The 19698-nt window shown below is 61.6% G+C and carries 16 protein-coding genes; 7 read left to right on the forward strand and 9 right to left on the reverse strand.

Annotated elements, in window-relative coordinates:
• Positions 1 to 38 precede the first annotated feature (38 nt).
• From IPK79_05135 to IPK79_05150, 4 genes are all read right to left on the reverse strand, one after another.
• On the reverse strand, positions 39 to 782 hold the full coding sequence (locus IPK79_05135) for a hypothetical protein (GenBank protein MBK8189816.1): 744 nt from the start codon (positions 780 to 782) through the stop codon (positions 39 to 41).
• Between the two features lie 612 nt (positions 783 to 1394).
• Complete coding sequence (hydE, locus tag IPK79_05140) at positions 1395 to 2486, reverse strand: [FeFe] hydrogenase H-cluster radical SAM maturase HydE (protein ID MBK8189817.1); 1092 nt, start codon at positions 2484 to 2486, stop codon at positions 1395 to 1397.
• A gap of 15 nt (positions 2487 to 2501) precedes the next feature.
• Positions 2502 to 3998: a [FeFe] hydrogenase H-cluster radical SAM maturase HydG gene (hydG, locus tag IPK79_05145; GenBank protein ID MBK8189818.1), complete on the reverse strand. Its 1497-nt coding sequence runs from the start codon at positions 3996 to 3998 to the stop codon at positions 2502 to 2504.
• A 92-nt stretch (positions 3999 to 4090) separates the two neighbouring features.
• Entirely contained in the window at positions 4091 to 4258 is a 168-nt protein-coding gene (locus IPK79_05150) for a hypothetical protein (GenBank protein MBK8189819.1), read from the reverse strand.
• 46 nt (positions 4259 to 4304) lie between these two features.
• On the opposite strand from IPK79_05150, the gene uvrA reads away from it, so the two are divergent.
• Complete coding sequence (gene uvrA / locus IPK79_05155) at positions 4305 to 7166, forward strand: excinuclease ABC subunit UvrA (protein ID MBK8189820.1); 2862 nt, start codon at positions 4305 to 4307, stop codon at positions 7164 to 7166.
• Between the two features lie 84 nt (positions 7167 to 7250).
• On the opposite strand, the gene IPK79_05160 is transcribed toward uvrA, so the two are convergent.
• On the reverse strand, positions 7251 to 8417 hold the full coding sequence (locus IPK79_05160; protein ID MBK8189821.1) for a citrate synthase: 1167 nt from the start codon (positions 8415 to 8417) through the stop codon (positions 7251 to 7253).
• A 344-nt stretch (positions 8418 to 8761) separates the two neighbouring features.
• The gene (locus tag IPK79_05165; protein MBK8189822.1) at positions 8762 to 9709 is read right to left on the reverse strand and encodes an isocitrate lyase/phosphoenolpyruvate mutase family protein; all 948 of its coding nucleotides are present in this window, start codon (positions 9707 to 9709) and stop codon (positions 8762 to 8764) included.
• Positions 9710 to 9803: 94 nt separating this feature from the next.
• Between IPK79_05165 and IPK79_05170 the strand changes: the two genes are divergently transcribed.
• Positions 9804 to 10799: a hypothetical protein gene (locus IPK79_05170; protein ID MBK8189823.1), complete on the forward strand. Its 996-nt coding sequence runs from the start codon at positions 9804 to 9806 to the stop codon at positions 10797 to 10799.
• A gap of 16 nt (positions 10800 to 10815) precedes the next feature.
• Here the strand turns inward: IPK79_05170 and IPK79_05175 are convergent, their stop codons facing one another.
• Positions 10816 to 13212, reverse strand: coding sequence for a UvrD-helicase domain-containing protein (locus tag IPK79_05175; GenBank protein ID MBK8189824.1), 2397 nt, complete (start codon positions 13210 to 13212; stop codon positions 10816 to 10818).
• Positions 13213 to 13602: 390 nt separating this feature from the next.
• Here IPK79_05175 and IPK79_05180 point away from each other — a divergent pair, with 390 nt between their 5' ends.
• Entirely contained in the window at positions 13603 to 14118 is a 516-nt protein-coding gene (locus IPK79_05180; protein MBK8189825.1) for a DNA-processing protein DprA, read from the forward strand.
• Positions 14119 to 14190: 72 nt separating this feature from the next.
• Here the strand turns inward: IPK79_05180 and IPK79_05185 are convergent, their stop codons facing one another.
• Both IPK79_05185 and IPK79_05190 read right to left on the reverse strand, forming a co-directional pair.
• Positions 14191 to 14646, reverse strand: a complete 456-nt coding sequence (locus IPK79_05185; GenBank protein ID MBK8189826.1) for a hypothetical protein — start codon at positions 14644 to 14646, stop codon at positions 14191 to 14193.
• Between the two features lie 31 nt (positions 14647 to 14677).
• A complete protein-coding gene (locus IPK79_05190) occupies positions 14678 to 15112 on the reverse strand; it encodes a hypothetical protein (protein ID MBK8189827.1) in 435 nt (144 codons plus the stop codon).
• 409 nt (positions 15113 to 15521) lie between these two features.
• On the opposite strand from IPK79_05190, the gene IPK79_05195 reads away from it, so the two are divergent.
• Genes IPK79_05195 through IPK79_05210 form a run of 4 tightly spaced genes read left to right on the forward strand, consistent with a single transcriptional unit; the run spans position 15522 to position 19678 of the window.
• Complete coding sequence (locus IPK79_05195) at positions 15522 to 16406, forward strand: orotidine 5'-phosphate decarboxylase (GenBank protein ID MBK8189828.1); 885 nt, start codon at positions 15522 to 15524, stop codon at positions 16404 to 16406.
• Complete coding sequence (locus tag IPK79_05200; protein MBK8189829.1) at positions 16403 to 18232, forward strand: N-acetylmuramoyl-L-alanine amidase; 1830 nt, start codon at positions 16403 to 16405, stop codon at positions 18230 to 18232. The genes IPK79_05195 and IPK79_05200 overlap by 4 nt, the downstream gene beginning before the upstream one ends.
• Positions 18233 to 18257: 25 nt before the next feature.
• The gene (locus tag IPK79_05205) at positions 18258 to 19115 is read left to right on the forward strand and encodes a nucleotidyltransferase family protein (GenBank protein MBK8189830.1); all 858 of its coding nucleotides are present in this window, start codon (positions 18258 to 18260) and stop codon (positions 19113 to 19115) included.
• The gene (locus IPK79_05210; GenBank protein MBK8189831.1) at positions 19112 to 19678 is read left to right on the forward strand and encodes a hypothetical protein; all 567 of its coding nucleotides are present in this window, start codon (positions 19112 to 19114) and stop codon (positions 19676 to 19678) included. Before IPK79_05205 ends, IPK79_05210 begins: the two co-directional genes overlap by 4 nt.
• The last annotated feature ends 20 nt before the right edge of the window (positions 19679 to 19698 follow it).

Here is a 19698-nt window from a genome sequence, read left to right on the forward strand (position 1 = left end):
CGGCCGCCGATTGGCTGGGGCGTTAAGGGCCTGAAGCGCTAGCCTCTTTTTAAGAATGCCGCGCGGGGCAGCTTTTGGGGCGGGCTTCTGTCATGGAGATAGCGGGCAGCGGCGCTTGGGGCATCGACGGATTGTGAAGACGCAGGCGTAAGGGCGAAGCGCCAGAAACGCCCGCCGTCAGAACGCCGGTTGGCTTGGGTTGCGCGCCATGGGTCCCTTTTTCGCTCATTGCGTGGGCGCAGCATCCGTTCGAGGCGACGCCGTCGCTGCATCGCGCTCGTGTTCGTAAACGCCGCCCCACAGACGTCATCCAGCAGGGCAATGCGCCCATCGCGCCCTGTCATGGCGTGATGGCGCCGCCAGAAGGTCTTGCGCGTGAGCCAGCGTTGTAAAACCTGGGTGGGAGAGAGCGCCGCGCGCGGCGTTTGCCGACTGCAAACCGCAGCGGGGGCTAACGTCTGCCGCGGGATCGCGCGCGAGGCCGGACGGCGCGCGGCGGGTTTCAGAACCGCTGCTGAAGCCGCCTGCCTGCAGTCGGCTTCGACGCTGCCCGTTGTGGACGCGAGATCGGGAGCGCGCCATGAATCGGCGCAGTTGAGCGGGCGGCGTCTGGAGACGGGAATGTCGTTTCGACGCGCGGGGCAAAGGCCGCGGGCCCAGGCGAAGACGGCTTGTTGTGGGGCATGAAAAACGGCGCGGGTGAGATCACGCATCCGCTGGCCGTCTTTCATGAGGGTCATGAAAAACAGGGCAGGTCGCGAACGCATCAGCGTGACAGACACGACAGAATACCTCCAGAAGGCAAAACGCCAGGCATCAACCCGTCCAGAATTTTAAAACCAGAACCCCGGAAAGCGAGCCAGACATCAAACACATAGCAATACTAGTACAATACTGCATATATCTATATTTGTCTAGTGTTTAAATCTTAAGATTTATAAGGCCCGGCCCACGGCTTCAGGACAGCTTCAGGGCAGTTTCAGGAGACAGGGCAAGGTGCGAGTCAGATCAAAATACCGGATCCGGTAAGGCATTGGAGATCAATCGCGGCAGATGCGGCGCGCCTTGAGACGAGCCACAGACAGCGTTGATCAACGCTTGCGCAGGGGCAGGCGTGCCAGAGCGGTCGATGCGCCAAGGACGGACGCCGCAGGATCGTCGCAAGAGCGAGGAATGAGCGGGCAGAGTCGCCCGATGTTACTAACCAGAGTTAGGTTGACACCCGCGCCCGATTTCGCTAGGCTGGGGCCAATGAATTTCCGCGCGATGATGGCGCGCCCGGGGCTTTTGTAGCCTTTTCAGCTTGTTGGATTTTTTAATTTCCCCCTCACTAAAAAAGAACCCACTTGAGTTGCCCGACGTCGCTTTGTCGGGCTTTTTTTAAGCGGGATTTTTCAGGAAGCGGGCAAGCCGACGCGCGCATGGCCAGCGGCGAAATCCACATGGCGGCCAATACCGGCGGCCATCTTCTCGATACAGGCGACGGCGCAAAAGGCTTCGTTGAGGCAGCGCTTGCCCGGGTAAATCTCATACTGCTTTTTATAGGCCGGGGGAGTGAAATTCAGCATAATGACGTTGGCGCCCGCCTGTAAGGCGCGCGGGCGGTTATCGACGCCCTGCATGCTCCCCATAGCCGTGGTTGCGGGGGAATTGGCGTCGGGCACCAGCAGACGCATCAGCGCGATGACTTTCAGCGTCAGATCAAGATCGCCGGGCGCCAAGTCCGCCAGAGGCGTCGCCGGGTGCGGAATGAGCGGGCTGACGCTGGTCATTTGAAACTGCCAGCGCCGGTGATACAGCAGGTCCCCGGCCAGCGACTCGCAGCTTTGACCGGGCAGGCCCACAATACCGCCGCTGCCGGTTTGGTAGCCCTGCGATAAGAGGGTTTGATGGCAAGCCATCCGCTGCGACAGGCTCATGCCGGGGTGCATCGCGGCGTACAGCTCGGGATCCGTCGTCTCGATCTTGAGCAGGTAGCGATCGGCCCCCGCTGCGCGCCACAGGGCCAGCGTGCCGGCAGATTTTTCGCCCAGAGAAAGGGTCACGGCCATCGACGGGAATTGCGCCTTGATACGGCGAATCCACCCGGCGACGCGCTCGGGACGGTCATCGTCGGTTTCGCCGGATTGCAGCACGACGGTTTGAATCCCAAAGCCCGCAATCATCTCAACCGCGTGGAAAATGGCCTCGTCATCGAGATGATAGCGCGGCAGGTCCGCGTTTTCGCGAAACAGGCCGCAGTAATGGCAGGCATTCTGGCACTGGTTGGAAAACTCGACAATCCCGCGCAGCAGAATCCCGTCACCTTTATGCTGACGGCGAACCTCGTCGGCGACGCCCAGCAGGCGGGCGACGTCGGCGGGATCGTCCCAGCGCAGGCAGGTCAACAACAGCGCTCGGCAGGCGTCGTCGTCCAGCGCGGCCCGCTCTTCGTACAAACGCGCCGCCACCCGGGACTTGGACGCGTCGATCGCGATGCTTGTCACAAGCCGCCGCCCTCGCTACACGTAGACGTCGCGCTCGCCAGCGGCGATGCGGGCGAACAGTTGCTCGACCTTGCGACGGCTGGGCTCGTCAATCTGAGTCATGGCGCGCTCGATAAAGGCCTTGCCAGCGGTTTTCACCTCGTCGGAGGCGAAATCCAGCAGGTATTCCTGCAACGTGGCCAGCGAGTTGACGCCGCACTGCATTTTAATGGCGCCGGGCTGGGCCAGATGCATAAAGACCTCGCCGGTACGCCCCTTGCGATAACAGGCCGCGCAAAAGCTCGGCGTGTAATCTTTTTCCATCAGGGCCAGGACGACTTCATCGAGCGTGCGCTGATCGCTGGTCATGAACTGACCGCCGGCGCCATTAGGCGGAGGAGAGGCGGCAGCGACCGCAGAAACGGGAAGCGGGTCCGCAGTAGGCGCTTCGCCGCTCAACAGGGCGACCAGCGCTTGCGTGCGGCGGGTCAGCTCGGGCGCTTCGTCATCGCCGTAACCGCCGGGGGCTGTGGCCGATTCGGCGCTGATTTGCGAAATGCCCAGATCCAGCAATTGATCGCGCAGCGTCGGCGTCTCGCGCGTCGACAGAATCAAACCGGTATACGGCACGGCCAGACGCAGGACGGCGACGATCTTTCGGAAATCATCGTCGCTGACAGGCGCTGGCGGGTTATCGGCATAAGCGACGCCTTGCGCGGGCTCGATTCGGGGCATCGAAATCGTATGCGGGCCGACGCCCAGCGTGGTTTCCAGATACTCGATATGCTGCATCATCGCCAGCGTTTCGAACTGGTAGTCGTAGAGACCGTAGAGGACGCCGACGCCGTAATCGTCCAGCCCCGCTTCGAAGGCCTGGTTGATGGCGTCGAGACGACGATCCGGGTCGCTTTTGGGACCCCGAACATGAACGGCGCGATAGGTGGCGTCGTGATAGGTTTCCTGAAAAAGCTGATACGTCCCGATACCAGCAGCTTTCAGCTTTTTGAAATCGTCGACGCTCAAGGGCGCGCAGTTAACGTTAATGCGCTTGATGCGAAACGGCCCGACCTGGGTGGCGTAGATGGTCTCAATGCATTGGGTAAGGTAATCGATGGGGCGCATGCCCGGCGGCGCAGATTCTCCAGCCACCAGAAGCGCGCGCATATGCCCGCGCTTGAGCAGCCAGCGGGTTTGCTCGGCGACTTCTTCCATCGACAGGGCCTTGCGCGGCAAATCGTCATTATCGTTGCGAAAACCGCAGTAAAGGCATTGGTTGACGCAAAAGTTACTGACGTAGAGCGGGGCGAACAGGACGACGCGTTTGCCGTAAATGGCGTCCTTGACCCAGCGGGCGGTCTCAAACAGGCGCTCGCGCAGGTCGGCGTCTTCAACCGCTAACAGGGCGGCGGTTTCGGCGATCGTCAGACGCTTGAGCGCGCGGGATTTCTCCAGAATGGCCAGAATATCGGCGCGGCTGGCGCGGCGGCCCTGTTCGCGCAAGTCGGCGATGCGGCCTTCATCAATATGCTTCATGTCGGAATCCTTTAACGAGAGCGGGCGTCTGGGATCATCGCCGAATGGCGGGGGCGATTCAAGTATGATGCAGGAAACGCCCCTCAAGCGACTCAATTGCGCGCAGCAAGGTTGCTCAGCGCGGTTTTCAGCGTAGCGCAGTTCGGGCGGCGCGCGCCTTGACTTTTGACAAGTCGCGCCTCGCCGCTCGGCAGTCGCTCGCCAGCGGCGGCCGTTTCCGGCACAATAGAGACGATAGTAAGAGGCGTGTAGACTTTCATCTCCACCCTGCGTCTCATTTCCCTGTCAGTGGAGCCTTGCGCGCGTATGGCGTCTTCTCCCGCGTCTTCTTTAACTTCTGACGAGCCGCGCGGGCGCAACGTCCGGCGGGCGATTCTGGTGCGCGGGGCCCGTACGCATAACCTGAAAACCATTAGCTGCGTGATTCCGCACCGGGCGATTACGGTGATCACGGGCGTGTCCGGCTCGGGCAAGTCGTCGCTGGCCTTCGATACCCTGTATGCCGAAGGCCAGCGACGATACGTGGAATCGATGTCGTCTTATGCGCGCCAATTTCTGGAGCGCATCGAGAAGCCGGATGTCGAGGCCATTGAGCATATTCTGCCCGCCATTGCTCTCGAGCAGAAGAATCGCGTGCGCAACGCCCGCTCAACCGTGGGCACGGCCACCGAGATTCTCGATTACCTGCGCCTGTTATTTGCTGCGCTGGGACGCGGGGTAGAGCCAACGGGCGACGAATGGCGCGCGGTCGCCGATATGCCCGCCCTGCTGGCAGCATTACGCGCGCTGCCCGCCAAAACCCGCCTGACGCTATTGGCTCCCATCGCGCCCGAGCGCCGGCAGGAATCGCCGTTGTGGACGCACGCATTGCGCGAGGCCGGGTATTTTCGGCTGTGGCGCGATGGCGAGATTCACGAACTGGACGCCTGCGCCGATGCGCCGCGCCCTGATGAAACCGCGCTGGCGGTGATCGATCGTCTCAGCCTCACCCCGGAGCAGGCGGGTTATCGTCTGGAAGAGTCCATCGCCAACGCGCTGAAGACCGGACAAAACCGCTGCGTCGCCCTGCGCGCCGACACGGGCGAATGGCTGCGCTTTGAGCTGCGGGAGCGGCCCGCGCTGACAGCGCATCACTTTTCGTTTAATCACCCGTTTGGGGCGTGCGCGGCTTGCCAGGGCTTTGGGCGCATTATCGGGCTGGATATGGACAAGGTGATTCCCAATCGCGCGCTGTCGCTGGCCGAAGGCGCGGTGCATCCCTTCACCACGCCTGCCAACGCCGAGTTGCAAGACCTGTTACTGAAAGCCGCCAGAAAGGCGAAAATCCCTCTGGATGCGCCCTATGAAACCCTCAGCGACACGCAAAAATCGCTGGTGATTAACGGCAAAGGCGATTATCCCGGCGCGCGCGCGTTCTTCGAATGGCTGGAAACCAAGCGCTATAAAGTCCATGTGCGCGTCACGCTGGCGCGCTATCGCGGCTATTATGACTGCCCCGAGTGTCTGGGCTCTCGTCTACGAGCCGATGCCCTCGCCGTACGCCTCTGCGGCGAAGACGAGACGCCCGCCGACGCGCCGTCGATTCATGATCTCTCGAAACGCTCGGTTCGGGCCTTACTGGCGTGGTTTGAGGCTTTTTCCGCCCGTATTTCCAGCCGTCAGCGCGAGGCGGCCGAACGTCCCTTGAGCGAGATCGTCAATCGCCTGCGCTATCTGGATTCGGTCGGGCTGCACTATCTGACGCTCGATCGCCAGATGCGGACGCTCTCGGGCGGCGAAGCCCAGCGGATTCACCTGTCGGCGGCGCTGGGCAGCGCACTGACCGATACGCTTTACGTACTCGATGAACCCACCGTCGGCCTGCACGCGCGTGATACCGAGCGCCTGCTGACCGTGATGACCGCCCTGCGCGATAACGGCAATACGCTGGCCATCGTCGAGCATGATCCGGACGTGATGCGCGCGGCGGATCATCTGCTGGATCTGGGCCCCAGCGGCGGCGATGAGGGCGGCTATATCATGTATGAAGGCGATTGGCCAGGCTTACTGGCCGCCGCGCAGTCGCAAACAGGTCAATGGCTGACGCGTCGCCAGACGCGCGAGTCCCGGCGGTTGTCGGCCAGCGTCTGGCGTCCAGAAGACGAAGGGCCCGCCATTGAAATCATCGGGGCGACCGGCCATAATTTGCGCGATCTCAGCGTACGGCTGCCCCTCAATCGTCTGGTGTGCGTCAGCGGCGTGTCGGGCTCGGGCAAGTCGTCGCTGATTACGGGCGCGCTGTATACGGGATATCGCCATCAGCGCGGCGAATCGCTGGAGCTGGACGCCGTTGCCTGCCGCGAATTGCGCGGACTGACGCGTTTTCGGGATCTGATTCTAGCCGATCAATCGCCGCCAGCGCGCTCGATGCGATCCAATCCCGTCACGCTGATGAAGGCGTTTGATGAGATTCGCAAGCTCTTTGCCGCCTCGCGCAAAGCCAAGGTGCTTGGCCTGACGCCGGGCGATTTCTCGTTTAACGCCGCCGGCGGGCGCTGCGAAAAATGCGAAGGGCTGGGCGTCATCACCGTCGATATGCAGTTTATGGCGGATGTCACCATGCGCTGTCCCGAGTGCCAGGGCCGTCGCTATCAGCGCCGCGTGCTGTCGGTCGATTTGTTTGGCCGCGCCATTGATGACGTCCTGGGCATGACTGTCAGCGAAGCGATCGCCTTCTTTAAAACCGCGCCCGCGATTCGCAACCGGCTCAAGCCCCTGCTGGATATCGGGCTGGGGTATCTGCGGCTGGGGCAATCGACCGCGACGCTCTCAGGCGGCGAGGCTCAGCGTCTGAAGCTTGCGACGTACCTCAAAGCAGAAGGGCGCGCCAGCGTCGGCGACCCGCTGCTGTTTCTGTTCGACGAGCCCACCACGGGCCTGCACCTCAGCGATATCGAGACGCTCGTATCGGTCATGCGCCGTCTGCTGGACGATGGCCATTCGGTGATCGCCATTGAGCATAATCTCGATTTTATCGCCCATGCGGACCACGTGCTGGATCTCGGCCCGGATGGCGGCGAAGAAGGCGGCCAGATTGTGTATCAGGGCGATTTGACGGGGCTTCAGGCGTGCGAGCAGAGCGTGACGGGCGCCTATCTGCGCAAATCGACCGCCCGAGCGGCGCATTAAACCCAAACGCAAACCCGCCGATCGCCAGATCGACGGGCGCGAGATGAATCAGCAGCAGGAAGAAGACGGAGAGAAGAGGGTCGCCTACGCTGAGGGCGCGGCCGCGACCGCCGCCGGGGCGTTGCGCTCGTCCATATCGGGATAATCCAGATGCAACGGGCCGTTATAGATCACCGAGGGACGAATCAGGCGGTTGTGATCGTGTTGCTCGATCACGTGCGCCGTCCAGCCCGCCACGCGCGCCAGCGCGAAGATCGGCGTGTAGATTTCCATCGGCAGGCCCATCACGTAATACAGGTAGGCCGTGGGGAAATCGACGTTGGCGAAGATGTTCTTTTCGCGGTGCATCGTATCGCGCACCACCGTGGCGATCTGGTGCCAGATTTCCTGCCCTTTCTGGTCGCAGAGCTGCTTGGCCAGATTAAAGAGCAGCGTGGCCCGCGGATCGCCGCTTTTGTAAGCGCGGTGACCGAAGCCCATGATTTTCTGGCGGTGGGCCAGCGCATTGAGGATGTACTGTTCGGCGTTTTCCGGCGCGCCGATCTCCAGCAGCATCTTCATCGCTTCCTCATTGGCGCCGCCGTGCAGCGGTCCTTTTAAAGCGCCGATGGCAGAAACCACGGCCGCATGCATATCGGCCAGCGTAGAAGCCGTCACGCGCGCGGCAAACGTCGAGGCGTTAAAGCCGTGATCGGCGTAAGCGATGAGGGTGATATCAAAGATTTTCTCGGTACTTTCGTCCGGGCGCTCGCCGGTGAGCATGTACAGGAAGTTGGCCCCATGGCCCAGCGCCGGATCCGGGGCGATAATGGACAGACCGCGGGTCAAGCGGTAGCTATAGGCCACCAGCGTCGGGAAGACGGCGGTCAGGCGAATGGCTTTGCGCTGATTGGCGAGTTTGGCGTTGTCGTCAACGTCGATGTCATACAGGGCCAGCACCGAGACGGCCGAACGCACCAGATCCATGATATTGCCGTTGGCGGGGAACAGGCGCATAAAGTCGATGACTTCTTTGCGCGGCTCGCGGCCTTTTTTGAGCTGATCGCAGAAATGCTCGTACTCGTTTTGACGCGGCAGGCGGCCGTGAAGCAGCATGTAGGCCACTTCTTCATAAGTGGACTTCTCGGCCAGATCGCGAATATCGTAGCCGCGGTACATCAGGCTGCTGCGTTCGGGGTTGACAAACGACAGGGCTGTTTCTCCTGCGATAACGCCTTCAAGCCCGGGGCTGTAAGAAGATTGGGTAGACATGGACGTGAGCTTCCCTTCCGTTTGGACTGTACAATAAAATCGGCGGCGCTCGTGCGCCTGATCGGCCGCATAGGCGGCTAAAACCCGTTGAAGCGCGCGTATCCGCGAGGCGGACGCGACATGGCTCGCAGCGCTCCCCCCATCAGAGGCCGTCGCCGCAGACGCCTTTTTTGCAGATGCCCATAATGCCATAGAAACGCCTCCTACGCCAGAGGGACCTCAATGCCTGCGCGCTAATGGCGCCCAGTTGCCGATGATGGATCGAGGGAGCGCCATTGCGCGGCTCTGTCAGAGCGCATTCTGATGGGCGCTCCAAGATCCCAACCTCTTGATGATCGCTGTTTTTAGGGCGCGTCGCGCGTCGTCGCGTCGCCATGACCCAAGGCGTCGTAAGCGGGATACCGCAGCAGGGCGTAAAGCGCCTTGCGATCCGTCATGCGCGATAACAATCCGGCCTGGCCGCCGTCGCGTCGCAACTGGCGCATCGCGTCTTCCACCGCGCGCATCATCACCCGAAACGCCGTCATTGGATATAGTACGGCATTATACCCGATCGCGGCGAAATCGGAAAGCGTCAGCAGGGGCGTCTTACCGAATTCGGTCATATTGGCCAGCAGCAACGCCGCGGGATAACGGGCGCGCAGGCCTTGAGCAAAGGTCTCAAATTCGCCGGGGGTGGTTAACGCCTCGGGAAAAATCATGTCAGCGCCCGCCGCCAGATACGTTTGCGCCCGCGCAAGAGCCGCCTCCAGCCCCTCGACGGCGCGCGCGTCGGTTCGCGCAATAATCAGGAAATCCGGGTTGAGACGGGCGGCGACCGCCGCGCGGATTTTTTCGGCCATGGCTTCGGCCGGTATCAGCGTTTTACCCTCCAGATGGCCGCAACGCTTTGGGAACACCTGATCCTCAAGATGGAATCCTGCCAGCCCTTGGCGCTCATAGCTTTGTGTGGCGCGAAAGGTCTGGGCGGCCTCGCCGAACCCGGTATCGGCGTCGGCGATAGCGGGCAAATGGGTGGCGCGGGCGATGAATCCGGCCAGTTGCGCCATCTCTTCCAGTCCCAGCATGCCGATATCCGGGTAGCCCGCCACGCCGTTGTTGAGGCCTGCGCCCGAGACGTAAACGGCGTCAAAGCCCACGGCTTCGATAATTTGCGCGCTGATGGCGTTAAAGGCTCCCGGCAACGCCAGAGGCTGGCCGCTGTTCAGCAGTCGACGCAGCCGCGCGGGTTTATCCACACCCGGATTCAGCAGCGGGCTGATATTGGGGAGACGATCGCTCACAGGGTCCATGTTGCCATTGTAAGGCCGCGCGCGGATGGCATCAAATTCAACTCAACAGTTTCTATATTTATATAATCTTTTTTCGATGGGGTGAGACCGTGACATGGCGACTCTGGAATGGTTACGGCAATCGGGCTATACAAACGCGCAGCTTCAGGGCGTGCCTGTTTATCTGGCGCAGGGGACGGCGCCGTCTCATCGCAACGCGGTGGATCAGGCGCTGGCGGGATTAAGGCCCGGCATGAAGCGCTTTCTGGCGGACACGCTGGTCATCGGCGTATCGACAACTCTCTCACAAGTTCCGCCTGCGGCCCTTCATACGCCTCCTGACAAGCTGAAGGCTCTGCTTGGGGAGGGGCTGCCCGGTTATTTCCCAAGGGGCTTCTCGTACGCGGGCCATTATCCGTATCTGGCGATGCCGCAAACATTTCCGCTGCCGCGCGGCGCGCGTCTGGGCGACGAGATGGATCTTGACGCGTTTCCAGAGGCCGTGACGCGCGGGATCCTGTATCATGAGCTGGCGCACCACGTGGGTTATCAGTCCAATCCGTCTGAAAAAGGCGTCGCTGATTCTCTGAATGAATCGCATGCGTATCAACAGGCTTATCTTGCCGATATTGAGCATGTGCGCGTCTTGCGCGACGCTGGACTGTTGCGACCGGCGGCGCCCCCTCCTGCGCAGCCGACAGAGCATCCGCAAGGTTCGCTCGACGGGCTTCTTGAAGAAGAGGGCCTGAAGGCCTCCCTTCGCGGCAGTGAAGAAACCTTTGCGGATCAGGTCGCCCGTCACGTCTTCGGCCGCAATTCGTTTGAAGCGATAGCCGAAGAAATGCAGGCCCGGCGTATCCCTATCGACACGCGTCTGGATCCGGCCAATGCCGACCTGTTTCCTCATAGCAATGCGCTGATTCGGGAATGGGCGGCGAAATTACCGCGCGTCAACGATGATCCGCGCCGCCTGACGCTTCAGGCGCAAGAACCCAACCTGCGTTTTCGCCATCAGCTCATGGGCGAGTACGGCCAAGCCTTGTCGAAGGACCTAATCGATCCCGAGGCGCTTGGCAATAAAACGTTTATTCGGCGATTTTTCACAGAATAGCGTTTGTTATTGGCGCTTACAGCGCTTCGAGCTTGACGTAGCGCGGATCGAGGAGTTTCTTGCCCTCGATTTTGTCGAACTGGATGTTATACAGAGCGCGCTCGCCGGTGGCAATCACCTGCTCGACGACGCCATCGCCAAAGCGGGGATGGCGCACGCGCTGGCCGGTTTTCAGAATGCCGGCGGTCCCCTGAAAACTGCGCGTGGCCCGCGCCGGACCACTGCCCGCCGACGATCCGCCGCCGGGGCGAGCAACGGCCGGGCGCGCCGATGACAGAGAGCCGCCCTCTGGGCTCAAACTGCCGCCCGCGCGGCCCAATGCGGATCCTGCCGGGCGAGACGTTTCATCGCGGCGCGGCAAGGGGGCGGCGTCACGATCCAGACTGTAAGAGCCCGACAGCAAATGCGTGGGAATTTCCGACAGAAAGCGGCTTGGTTTGGAATAGCGCAACTCGCCGAAGACCATGCGCCGACGCGTAAAGCTCATAAACAGGCGCTCTTCGGCGCGGGTGACGCCGACATACATCAGGCGGCGCTCTTCTTCCATGCCGTCTTTATCGGCCAGCGCGCGCGCGTGCGGAAACAGGCCTTCTTCCAGCCCGACCAGAAACACCACGGGGTATTCCAGGCCCTTGGCCGCGTGCAGTGTCATCAGGACAGGCTTGTTTTCGGCAGGTTCTGCGGTGTCGATATCGCTGAGCAAGGCCATCTGCGTCAGAAAATCCACCAGCTCGCCGCCGGGATTTTCCTGCAGGAAGCGGCGCGCGACGTTGACGAATTCTTCGACGTTGGCGACGCGGCCTTCTGCGTCAGTGGGGTCTTCCAGGCGCAGCGCCTCATAAAGGCCCGTTTTTTCAAGGATGGCCAGAATCAGCGCATCCAGCGCCATTTCCTGCGCATCGGCCTTGAGGGTCTCTAAAACGGCCACGAAAGCCGCAATGGACTTCAGCGCCTTTGGCTTCATCTCGGGGACGTCTGAAGCGCGCTTAAGCAGTGGGTACAACGCGAGGCCCTCGCGCTGGGCGGCGGTTTCGAGGTAGTCCAGCGACGTCTTGCCGATGCCGCGCGCCGGGACATTGAGGACGCGTTTGACGCTGTAACTGTCCAGCTCGTTAAAAATAACAGTCAGATAGGCCAGAATATCCTTGATTTCGCGGCGTTCGTAGAACTTGAGGCCCCCGATCATCGTGTAGCCGATGCCTTTTGCGATGAAGGCGTCTTCCATCGCCCGGCTTTGCGAATTTGTCCGGTACAGAATCGCGCAATCACCGCGCTGACACTGGCTTTTATCGGCCATCTCGATGATTTTGTCGACCACAAAGCGCGCTTCATCCATCTCATCGCGCGATTCCAGACAGAAGGTCTGCGCGCCCTCGCCGCGCACGGCTTGCAGCTCTTTGGGCATGCGATCGGCGTTGTTTTCAATAATGGCGTTGGCGACCGCCAGAATATTGGCCGTGGAGCGGTAATTCTCCTGCAGTTTGATCAGCGCCGCGTCGGGAAAGTCTTTCTGGAAGTTAAGGCAAATACGGAAATTGGCCCCGCGCCAGCTATAAATGGATTGATCGACGTCGCCGACAACCGTCAGACTGCGCGTGCGCCAGAGTTCGCGCTGGGCGACGACGCTGCGATCGGTTTTGGCGCAGCCTTCTACCAGCAAGCGCACCCATTCGTACTGCGCCTCATTGGTGTCCTGGAACTCATCGACCAGCACATGCTCAAACTGTCCGTGATATTGCGCCAGCACGTCGGGGCGCGCCTGAAGCAGGCGGACGGTGATCATCAGCAGATCGTCGAAATCCAGCGCATTATTGCGCGAGAGCGTCGCCTCGTAGGCATCGTAAATCTGGGCAAGCTTTTCCGAACGAAAATCCTTGGCAGAAGAGCCGTAATCGTAGGCGTCAATGAGCTTGTTTTTGAGTTCGCTGATAAGAAAGCGGATATTGCGAGGATTGTAGACCTTATCATCCAGATTCAGCTCTTGAATAGCAGCCTTGACGGCCCCTTGAGAGTCGCTCTGATCGTAAATGACAAAGTTATTGGTCCAGGTGCGGCCCGTCTGCGCTTGATAATGCAAGAGATCGCGTCGCAGCATGCGGCTGCACATGCTGTGAAACGTGCCAATCCACAGGTCGCGGGCGGCTTGATCGCCGACCTGCTTTTTAATGCGCTCTTTCATCTCGCGCGCGGCTTTATTCGTAAAAGTGACGGCTAAGATTCGAGGCGATTCGAGCCCGCGCGCAAGCATGTGCGCGATACGATGCGTCAAGACGCGCGTCTTTCCGCTGCCTGCGCCCGCAAGCACCAGCAGGGGGCCGGTCTCGTGCGTGACGGCGGCGCGTTGATTCGGGTTCAGACTGTCGAGATTGAGGCTGTCGAGCATGGCGGCCTCCGGTGCGGCGAGTTCTCTCATCCCTTGCTTGCGTCCTTCTCAAGTTGCGCGAGGTTGCGCGCGCTGCGGATTCGCGTCGCGCCCGGCGCCTTGTCATCACGCGGCGGGGCCGGGACGCTGGCGCGGGGCAATCCGCCTCTGGCGCTCCAGCGGAATTGTACTATAATAGATCCGCTCAACCGGGTTTTGTTGGCGGATGTAACGCTTTCCTCTCGCAAGGCGGCGTGTTTCCACTCTGCGAAGTTTGCTTTGAGCGCGTAGCGTCTGCCTGGAGCGTGTTGGATCTCGCCCTTTATGGACATAGAAACACTGCGGCCCGCCGCCCTTTCCCCTTTCAGCGCCCTGTCCCTGAAAACCCTTTTGGCCCGCGCCGATGACCCGGATCTGCCGGAAGCCGGACAGATTCTCAGCGTGCAAAACCGCGATGAGGGGGCCGACGACCCGGATCCCGAAGATCAGCTCGCCGCAGAATTCAGCGCGTTTCGCCAGCCGGTCAAGAATATCGCCATTATTGGCAGCCGTAACATCCCGCTGCCGCACCAGAACCTGATTGAAGCGCTGGCCTACATGCTGGTGAAAGACGGCAATACGCTGATCACCAGCGGCGGATCGTCTGGGGCCAACGCCGCAACGATTCGCGGCGCGATGCGCGCCAACCCCGACAAGCTCAAGGTGATGCTGCCGCAGACCATCGGTCAACAGCCGCCGGACGTGCAGAATCAGCTGATCGGCGTGCCGAATATCATTGAGCACCCGGATTGGGCGATGATGACGCTGGCCGACGCCAGCTGGCTGTGCAATCGCGAGATTGTCGACGCCTGTCAGCAACTGATTCTGACGCTGTTCCATGACAGTCACACGCTGCTCAAGACGATTGAGTACGCCGAAGAGCAGCATAAGATCGTCACGACGTTCTTTCTGGATTAAGCTTCCGCGTAATCTGGATCCAAAACGCCCGCCCTGATTTCCGGGGCGGGCGTTGGCATAATGGCTCGACAATCAGGCGATGACGTCGCTGGCGGCGGGCTTGTCCTCAGCATGCGGCGCATCAAGAGGCGCGTCGTTGGCTTCTACCGGCGGCGGCGGCGTGGTCGGCGCGAATATAAAGCTGAGGCCCCAGCCGATCATCAGGCCCAGCAATGTGCCGGGACCTGGCAACACCAGCGAGCCGAGGACGGCGCCTGCGATGCCTGACACCCAGGCGTTGCCTTTCCAGTTGCCGTTGGGACTGGTGGGCAGGGCGAAGAAGTTCTTGAGACGCTGGGTCAGCGGCACGGTTTGCGGCGGCAGTGAATCCCCCGTGGCGGCGACGTCTTCGACGTGAGCATGCGAATGGCCGCATCCGGGGCCGTGGACATGGGCATGATCCTCTTGGTGACCGAAGCGCGTCGGCGTGGCGGCAGACGGGATCGATCCGGCGAAACGGGCGGCAGGCGTCAGGGCAGAAATCGTCATAGAAGGGTAAACCTCTTGGGGTTAGGGAGATTCAGGCAAGGAAGGATCTGGAGGGTGTGGGAAAGGATGCAGTCGGGTCGCCGCAGGCGGACATAAAGCGGGAGGTCAGCATAACAGCAATCAACGTCACCACCATGGCGGGAATAGTGGCAATCGAACCAATTCCCAGCAGGGGAATCGACAGCAACAGGCCGCTCACGGTTCCCAGCGCCAAGTCGCCGGGCAGTGAGCCGGGCCAAATATAATGGTGCGCCTTCCAGTCAGCAGGCGTAAAATAGGCGCCCATGGCCTTGACGCCTGCGGTGAGGCGCTGCAGAATCGTCGGCTTAGTGGGCGAGCTTTTCGGCGGAAGCGACGCGTCGCGGTCACCGCCAAAGCGTGACGGCGTGACCGCCGCAGGTGGACTCAGACGCGACACAGCGCCAGCGGGAGAGGCAGCGTTAGAGACGGCGGAGACGGACATCATGGGGACAGGCTGCTCCTGAAGCATCTGAAATCTGAGCGCAGGGTCGTGCGGATCATGGGATGGGTCTTACTAGGGATGGGTCTTACTGGGAACGTATCTCACTGGGCGTATCAAACCGGCGCGCGCGCAGAAGTTGTTAAGGGCGGCCGTGAGCGTAACATCCCTGTTACAGCGGCGACAGCGCTTGATAGAGCCAACGGCCCTGAAGGGCCAAAATTGCGCTTCAGGGTCGTCGGGGGGGGCCGCTGGACGCGTTTAGGCGCTTGTTGACGCGCAAGCAGCCAACGGAGATGATAATGGGCAACGGGCTGCCTCCTGCATCACGAGATAGTATGCAGGCCCGGGCGACTTATCCGCTGAGACGCCTGCGCATGGGGGCCACTCGCAGGAAATTCCAGGAGAATCTCAAATGAAGACAACTCCCCCTTGCCTGTCGCACCGCCTGATCATCGCTCTGGATATGATGAGCCCGGTACAGGCCCTGGCGCTGGCCCAGACGCTGTGCGGCCTTGGCGTAACATTCAAGGTCGGTATGGAGTTGTTCTATCGCGGCGGCATGGCGCTGGCGCGCGAGATTGCCGCCCTACAAGCGCGCCCGCGCGGCGTGTTTATCGATCTGAAGCTGCATGATATTCCCAACACGGCGGGGATGGCTGCTCAGGCGCTGGCGTCGCAGGGAGTGGATTTTTTCAATGTCCACGCGCTGGGCGGCGAAGCCATGATGCGCGCCGCGGTAGAAGGCGCGCGTCATGGACACCAGATACGCGCCGCGGTAGAAGGCGCGCGTCATGGACACCAGATACGCGCCGCGGTAGAAGGCGCGCGTCAAGGACGCCAGATGCGCGCCGCGGCAGAAAGCGCGCGCCAAGTCGACCAGACGCGCCCAGCAACAGACCCGGCGCAAGACAACGCGCCGCCGCTGTTGCTGGGCGTGACGTTGCTCACCAGTCTGGATGCGCAGACGCTGGCGCGCGATCTCAAAATTGACTTGGCGCTTGAGTCAATGGTGGTTCATCTGGCGCAACTGGCGCAACGCGCAGGCCTGGGCGGCGTGGTCTGCTCGGCGCAGGAAGCGGCGTCGCTGCGCGCGGCCTGCGGCGCGGATTTTCAGTTGGTGACGCCCGGCATCCGTCCGGCGTTTGAGGCGCGGGTCGACGATCAGGCTCGCATTTGTACGCCTGCTCAAGCCTTAAGAAACGGCGCCGATTATCTGGTAGTCGGGCGGCCTGTGACCCAAGCCGCCGATCCGGCGCACTCTGTTGCGCGAATTCTCGAAGAAATGGCCGCCGCATGAAGCGCGTGTATCCGCCCGACGGGCACTGCTGCGACGAAGACGCCGTACTGGTCTTGGGGCGCGCGCCCACCGAAACAGCATCGCTGGAAGTTGCGCGAGAACCGATGGCGCCTTCTGAGTCGGGCTTGAAGCGGCTCTCTCTGTCTTTAGAGGGGTTTTTTGCTGACAGCGTGGATGTCTCTCCCGGCGAGAACCGCCTGACGCTGACAGCCAAAGACGCCCACGGCCAGATGCTGGCGCAGGACGTATTTACGGTGATGCGTCGCGACTCGCGCCCGATTCCGCCCGCGTCGCCGCTTACGATCGATTCAGAGACGGTAACGCCTGCGGGACCTTGCTGGCTCCAACCGGGCGATTACCTGCGGGTGGGCGCGCTGGCATCGCCCGACGCGAGGATTGAACTCACAGCGCCCGGCTTGTTGGCTTCGCCAATGACGCTTTCGCCTGCTGGCAGACTTACGCCAGATGGTCAGTGGGTCGATACGCGTATTAACTGCTTTGGCGCGTTACACTGGGCGGGTCCGCGTCTGCCGGCCGCCGGGTGGCGCGAAGCCGTCCTGGAAATTCCGGGGGAGGCCGGAGAATACTCTGAGCCGAAACCCGCGACGCTGACCCTGAGCATCAGTCGCAAGGGAGAGTCCCCCATCCGTTTGACCTTGGCGCATCCGCTGACGATTGGCGGGCGACTGCGCTATGCCCGGGTGAAGGCCGGACAAGAGGCGATTCTCAGAACTGCGCCTTCACATCAGGCGCGCCGCCTGACGCCCCAGCCGGGTGGCGTCCTGTTGGCCATTGACGCCTCGATCGAAGAAACGGCGGGCGAGCGATGGCATCGCGCGCGTCTGGGCGCCGGTTGCGCAGGCTGGACGCGGGCAGACGCGCTAGAAGAAATTCAATTAGAAGACATGAAACTCGCGGCAATGGAAAACACGCCCGAAAAAACGCTTATCGCGCGTCCGGTACGCCTGCTGCGCGCGCGCGCCGAATCGCCAACCGACGTCAAGATTTCGATCGAGGGCGCGGGTGACGGGCCCACATTGATTGACGCGCAGGCCCGCCAACTTCGGCTGCGCCTGAGCCGGACGGTCGCCGCCTGCGATGTTGCGCCGCAACCGGCGCGGCACCCTGCCTTGACGGCGTTGCGATGGGAGCAGCTTACGCCCGATTGTCTGGAAATCGCGTGCGAATGCCCTTCCTTGTCCGGGTATGATTGGGGGCGCGATGCGGACGGCCTCTGGCTGCGCTTGAAAACCCTGCCTGAACGCATCCAGGACGTGCGCCTGCTGATTGATCCTGGCCACGGAGGCGATGAACCGGGGGCGCTGGCGCTGGACAGCTCGCCAGAGAAGGATCTGAATCTGGCTGTGGCGCTGGCGCTGCGTGACGCATTACAGGATGCTGGGTTTACGCGCGTGGCGATGACGCGCCAAAGCGACTGCGCCGTTTCGCTGTCCGCGCGGGCCGCCATGGCGCAAGACAGCGACGTGTGTCTCAGCCTGCATCATAATGCCCTACCTGACGGACGCTCGCCCCAACCGCCGGATGGGACGCATCAGGGCGTTGGCGGGTATTTTTACCAGCCGTTTTCGCGTGCGTTGGCGGCGCACTTGCAACAGGCGCTTGTTTTTGACCTCTCGTGCGCCGCCGACGGCCTTTACGAGGATTCTCTGGTCATGACCCGACCGACGCAAACGCTCGCCGTGCTGCTGGAGCTGGGATATCTGACGCATCCGCGCGATGTCGCCCGGGTGCGCGCGCCAGAGTATGCGACAAAAGTCGCAAATTCCCTCGCTCAGGCCTTGAGCGGTTTTAGCTCTTCATCGTGACCTCTCTTGTGCTAAAATCGCGCGTATGAAACTTTCTGTCGTGATTCTTACGGGCGGGCGCGAAGGCCATCAGGCGCTTTTGGGCGGCACCGCGCTGAGCTCGAAGGTCTTGTTGCCCATTGCAGGCAAACCCATGGTGTTGCGCGTGATCGAAGCCGTCGCGGGTCTGAGTGCGCCTGCGCCACGCTTGTACATCAGCGCGGAAGATCCGGCGATTCTCTCTCTCGCCTCGCCGCTGCCGTTTACGGCGTTACCGGTTGAGGGCGGCGCGGTGCGCTCGCTGCTGGGGTCGCTGGCAAGGGTAGAGGCGGCTCAAGCTGACGCCGTTGTATTTATTTCCGGCGATCACCCGTTGCTCACCAGCGAGATGCTGGCGTATTTCATCGCCGAGTGTCAGCGGCGCGACCTGACGATGGGCGTGGCTCTGGTGGCGCGCGAGCGGGTTCGGCGCCAGTATCCGCAATCCAAGCGCAGCTATATTCACTTAAAAAACGGGTCGTATTCTGGCGGCAACCTGATTTATATCGACAAACGGCGCTTCGACGCTGACGCAACGCTGCTGGAATGGGTGGATCGCAACCGCAAGAAGCCGTGGAAAAGCCTGTTTAAGTTGGGTCCTCTGGCGTTGCTTCGCGCCCTGTCGCGACAAATGGATATTCATGAGCTGGCGCGGCATTTTTCGCGCCTGGCCAACTGCCCTACGGGCGCCGTGGAAATGCCCTGGGCGGAGTGCTGTATGGATGTCGACAAGCCCTCTGATCAGGTTATGGCCGAAGCCATTCTTGTTGAGCGACGCATGTGGCGCGTGATGACCGAACCGCTGGCGCGCGGCCTGTCTCGCGTCGAAATCGGCGACTGGATGCGGCTGGGCGCCCGCGCGTGAGCGTCGCCTTCGCATGGGCGTTGGCGGGGTTGTTCGTGATGTCGCTGTTTGGCGGCGGCTTGGCCCCGTTGCCGATCTCGGCGTATGTCCTGTGGATGGGGAAATTCAATCACCCGTGGGTGGTTATTTTTGTCGGCGCACTGGGCTCCATGCTGGGATTTCTGATGCTGGAGCCTATTTTGAGGCGCCTGCCAAGTTTGGGGGCTTTCTGCGCCAAACGGACGCCCGATAAGACAGAGTCACCGTCAAAAAACGAACCGGACGGCGCAAAAATCTCGCCGTGGGCCATTCTGCTTGCCAACGCTTTGCCCCTGCCGGTGGATCCGCTGCGCTTTCTGGCGCTCAAACGCGGCGCCCGCCCGCGCGAAATTCTCCCGGCCTTGACGGCGGGGCGCGTGATTCGTTACGCTTTATTGGTGTTTGCGGGAGAGGCGCTTGCGCCTTACGCCGGTTTTTTCTGGGCCATTCTGGCGCTGATGCTGGCTCCGGCGCTAGGGCCGCTTGCCCAATGGCTCGCGCGACGAGGAGCGCCGTGGCGGCGCGCAGGCAATTCGTCCTCTTGAGGGCGTTTTCATGGGTGATT

It is taken from the genome of Vampirovibrionales bacterium (assembly GCA_016712355.1).
In the GTDB taxonomy this organism is placed as follows: domain Bacteria; phylum Cyanobacteriota; class Vampirovibrionia; order Vampirovibrionales; family Vampirovibrionaceae; genus JADJRF01.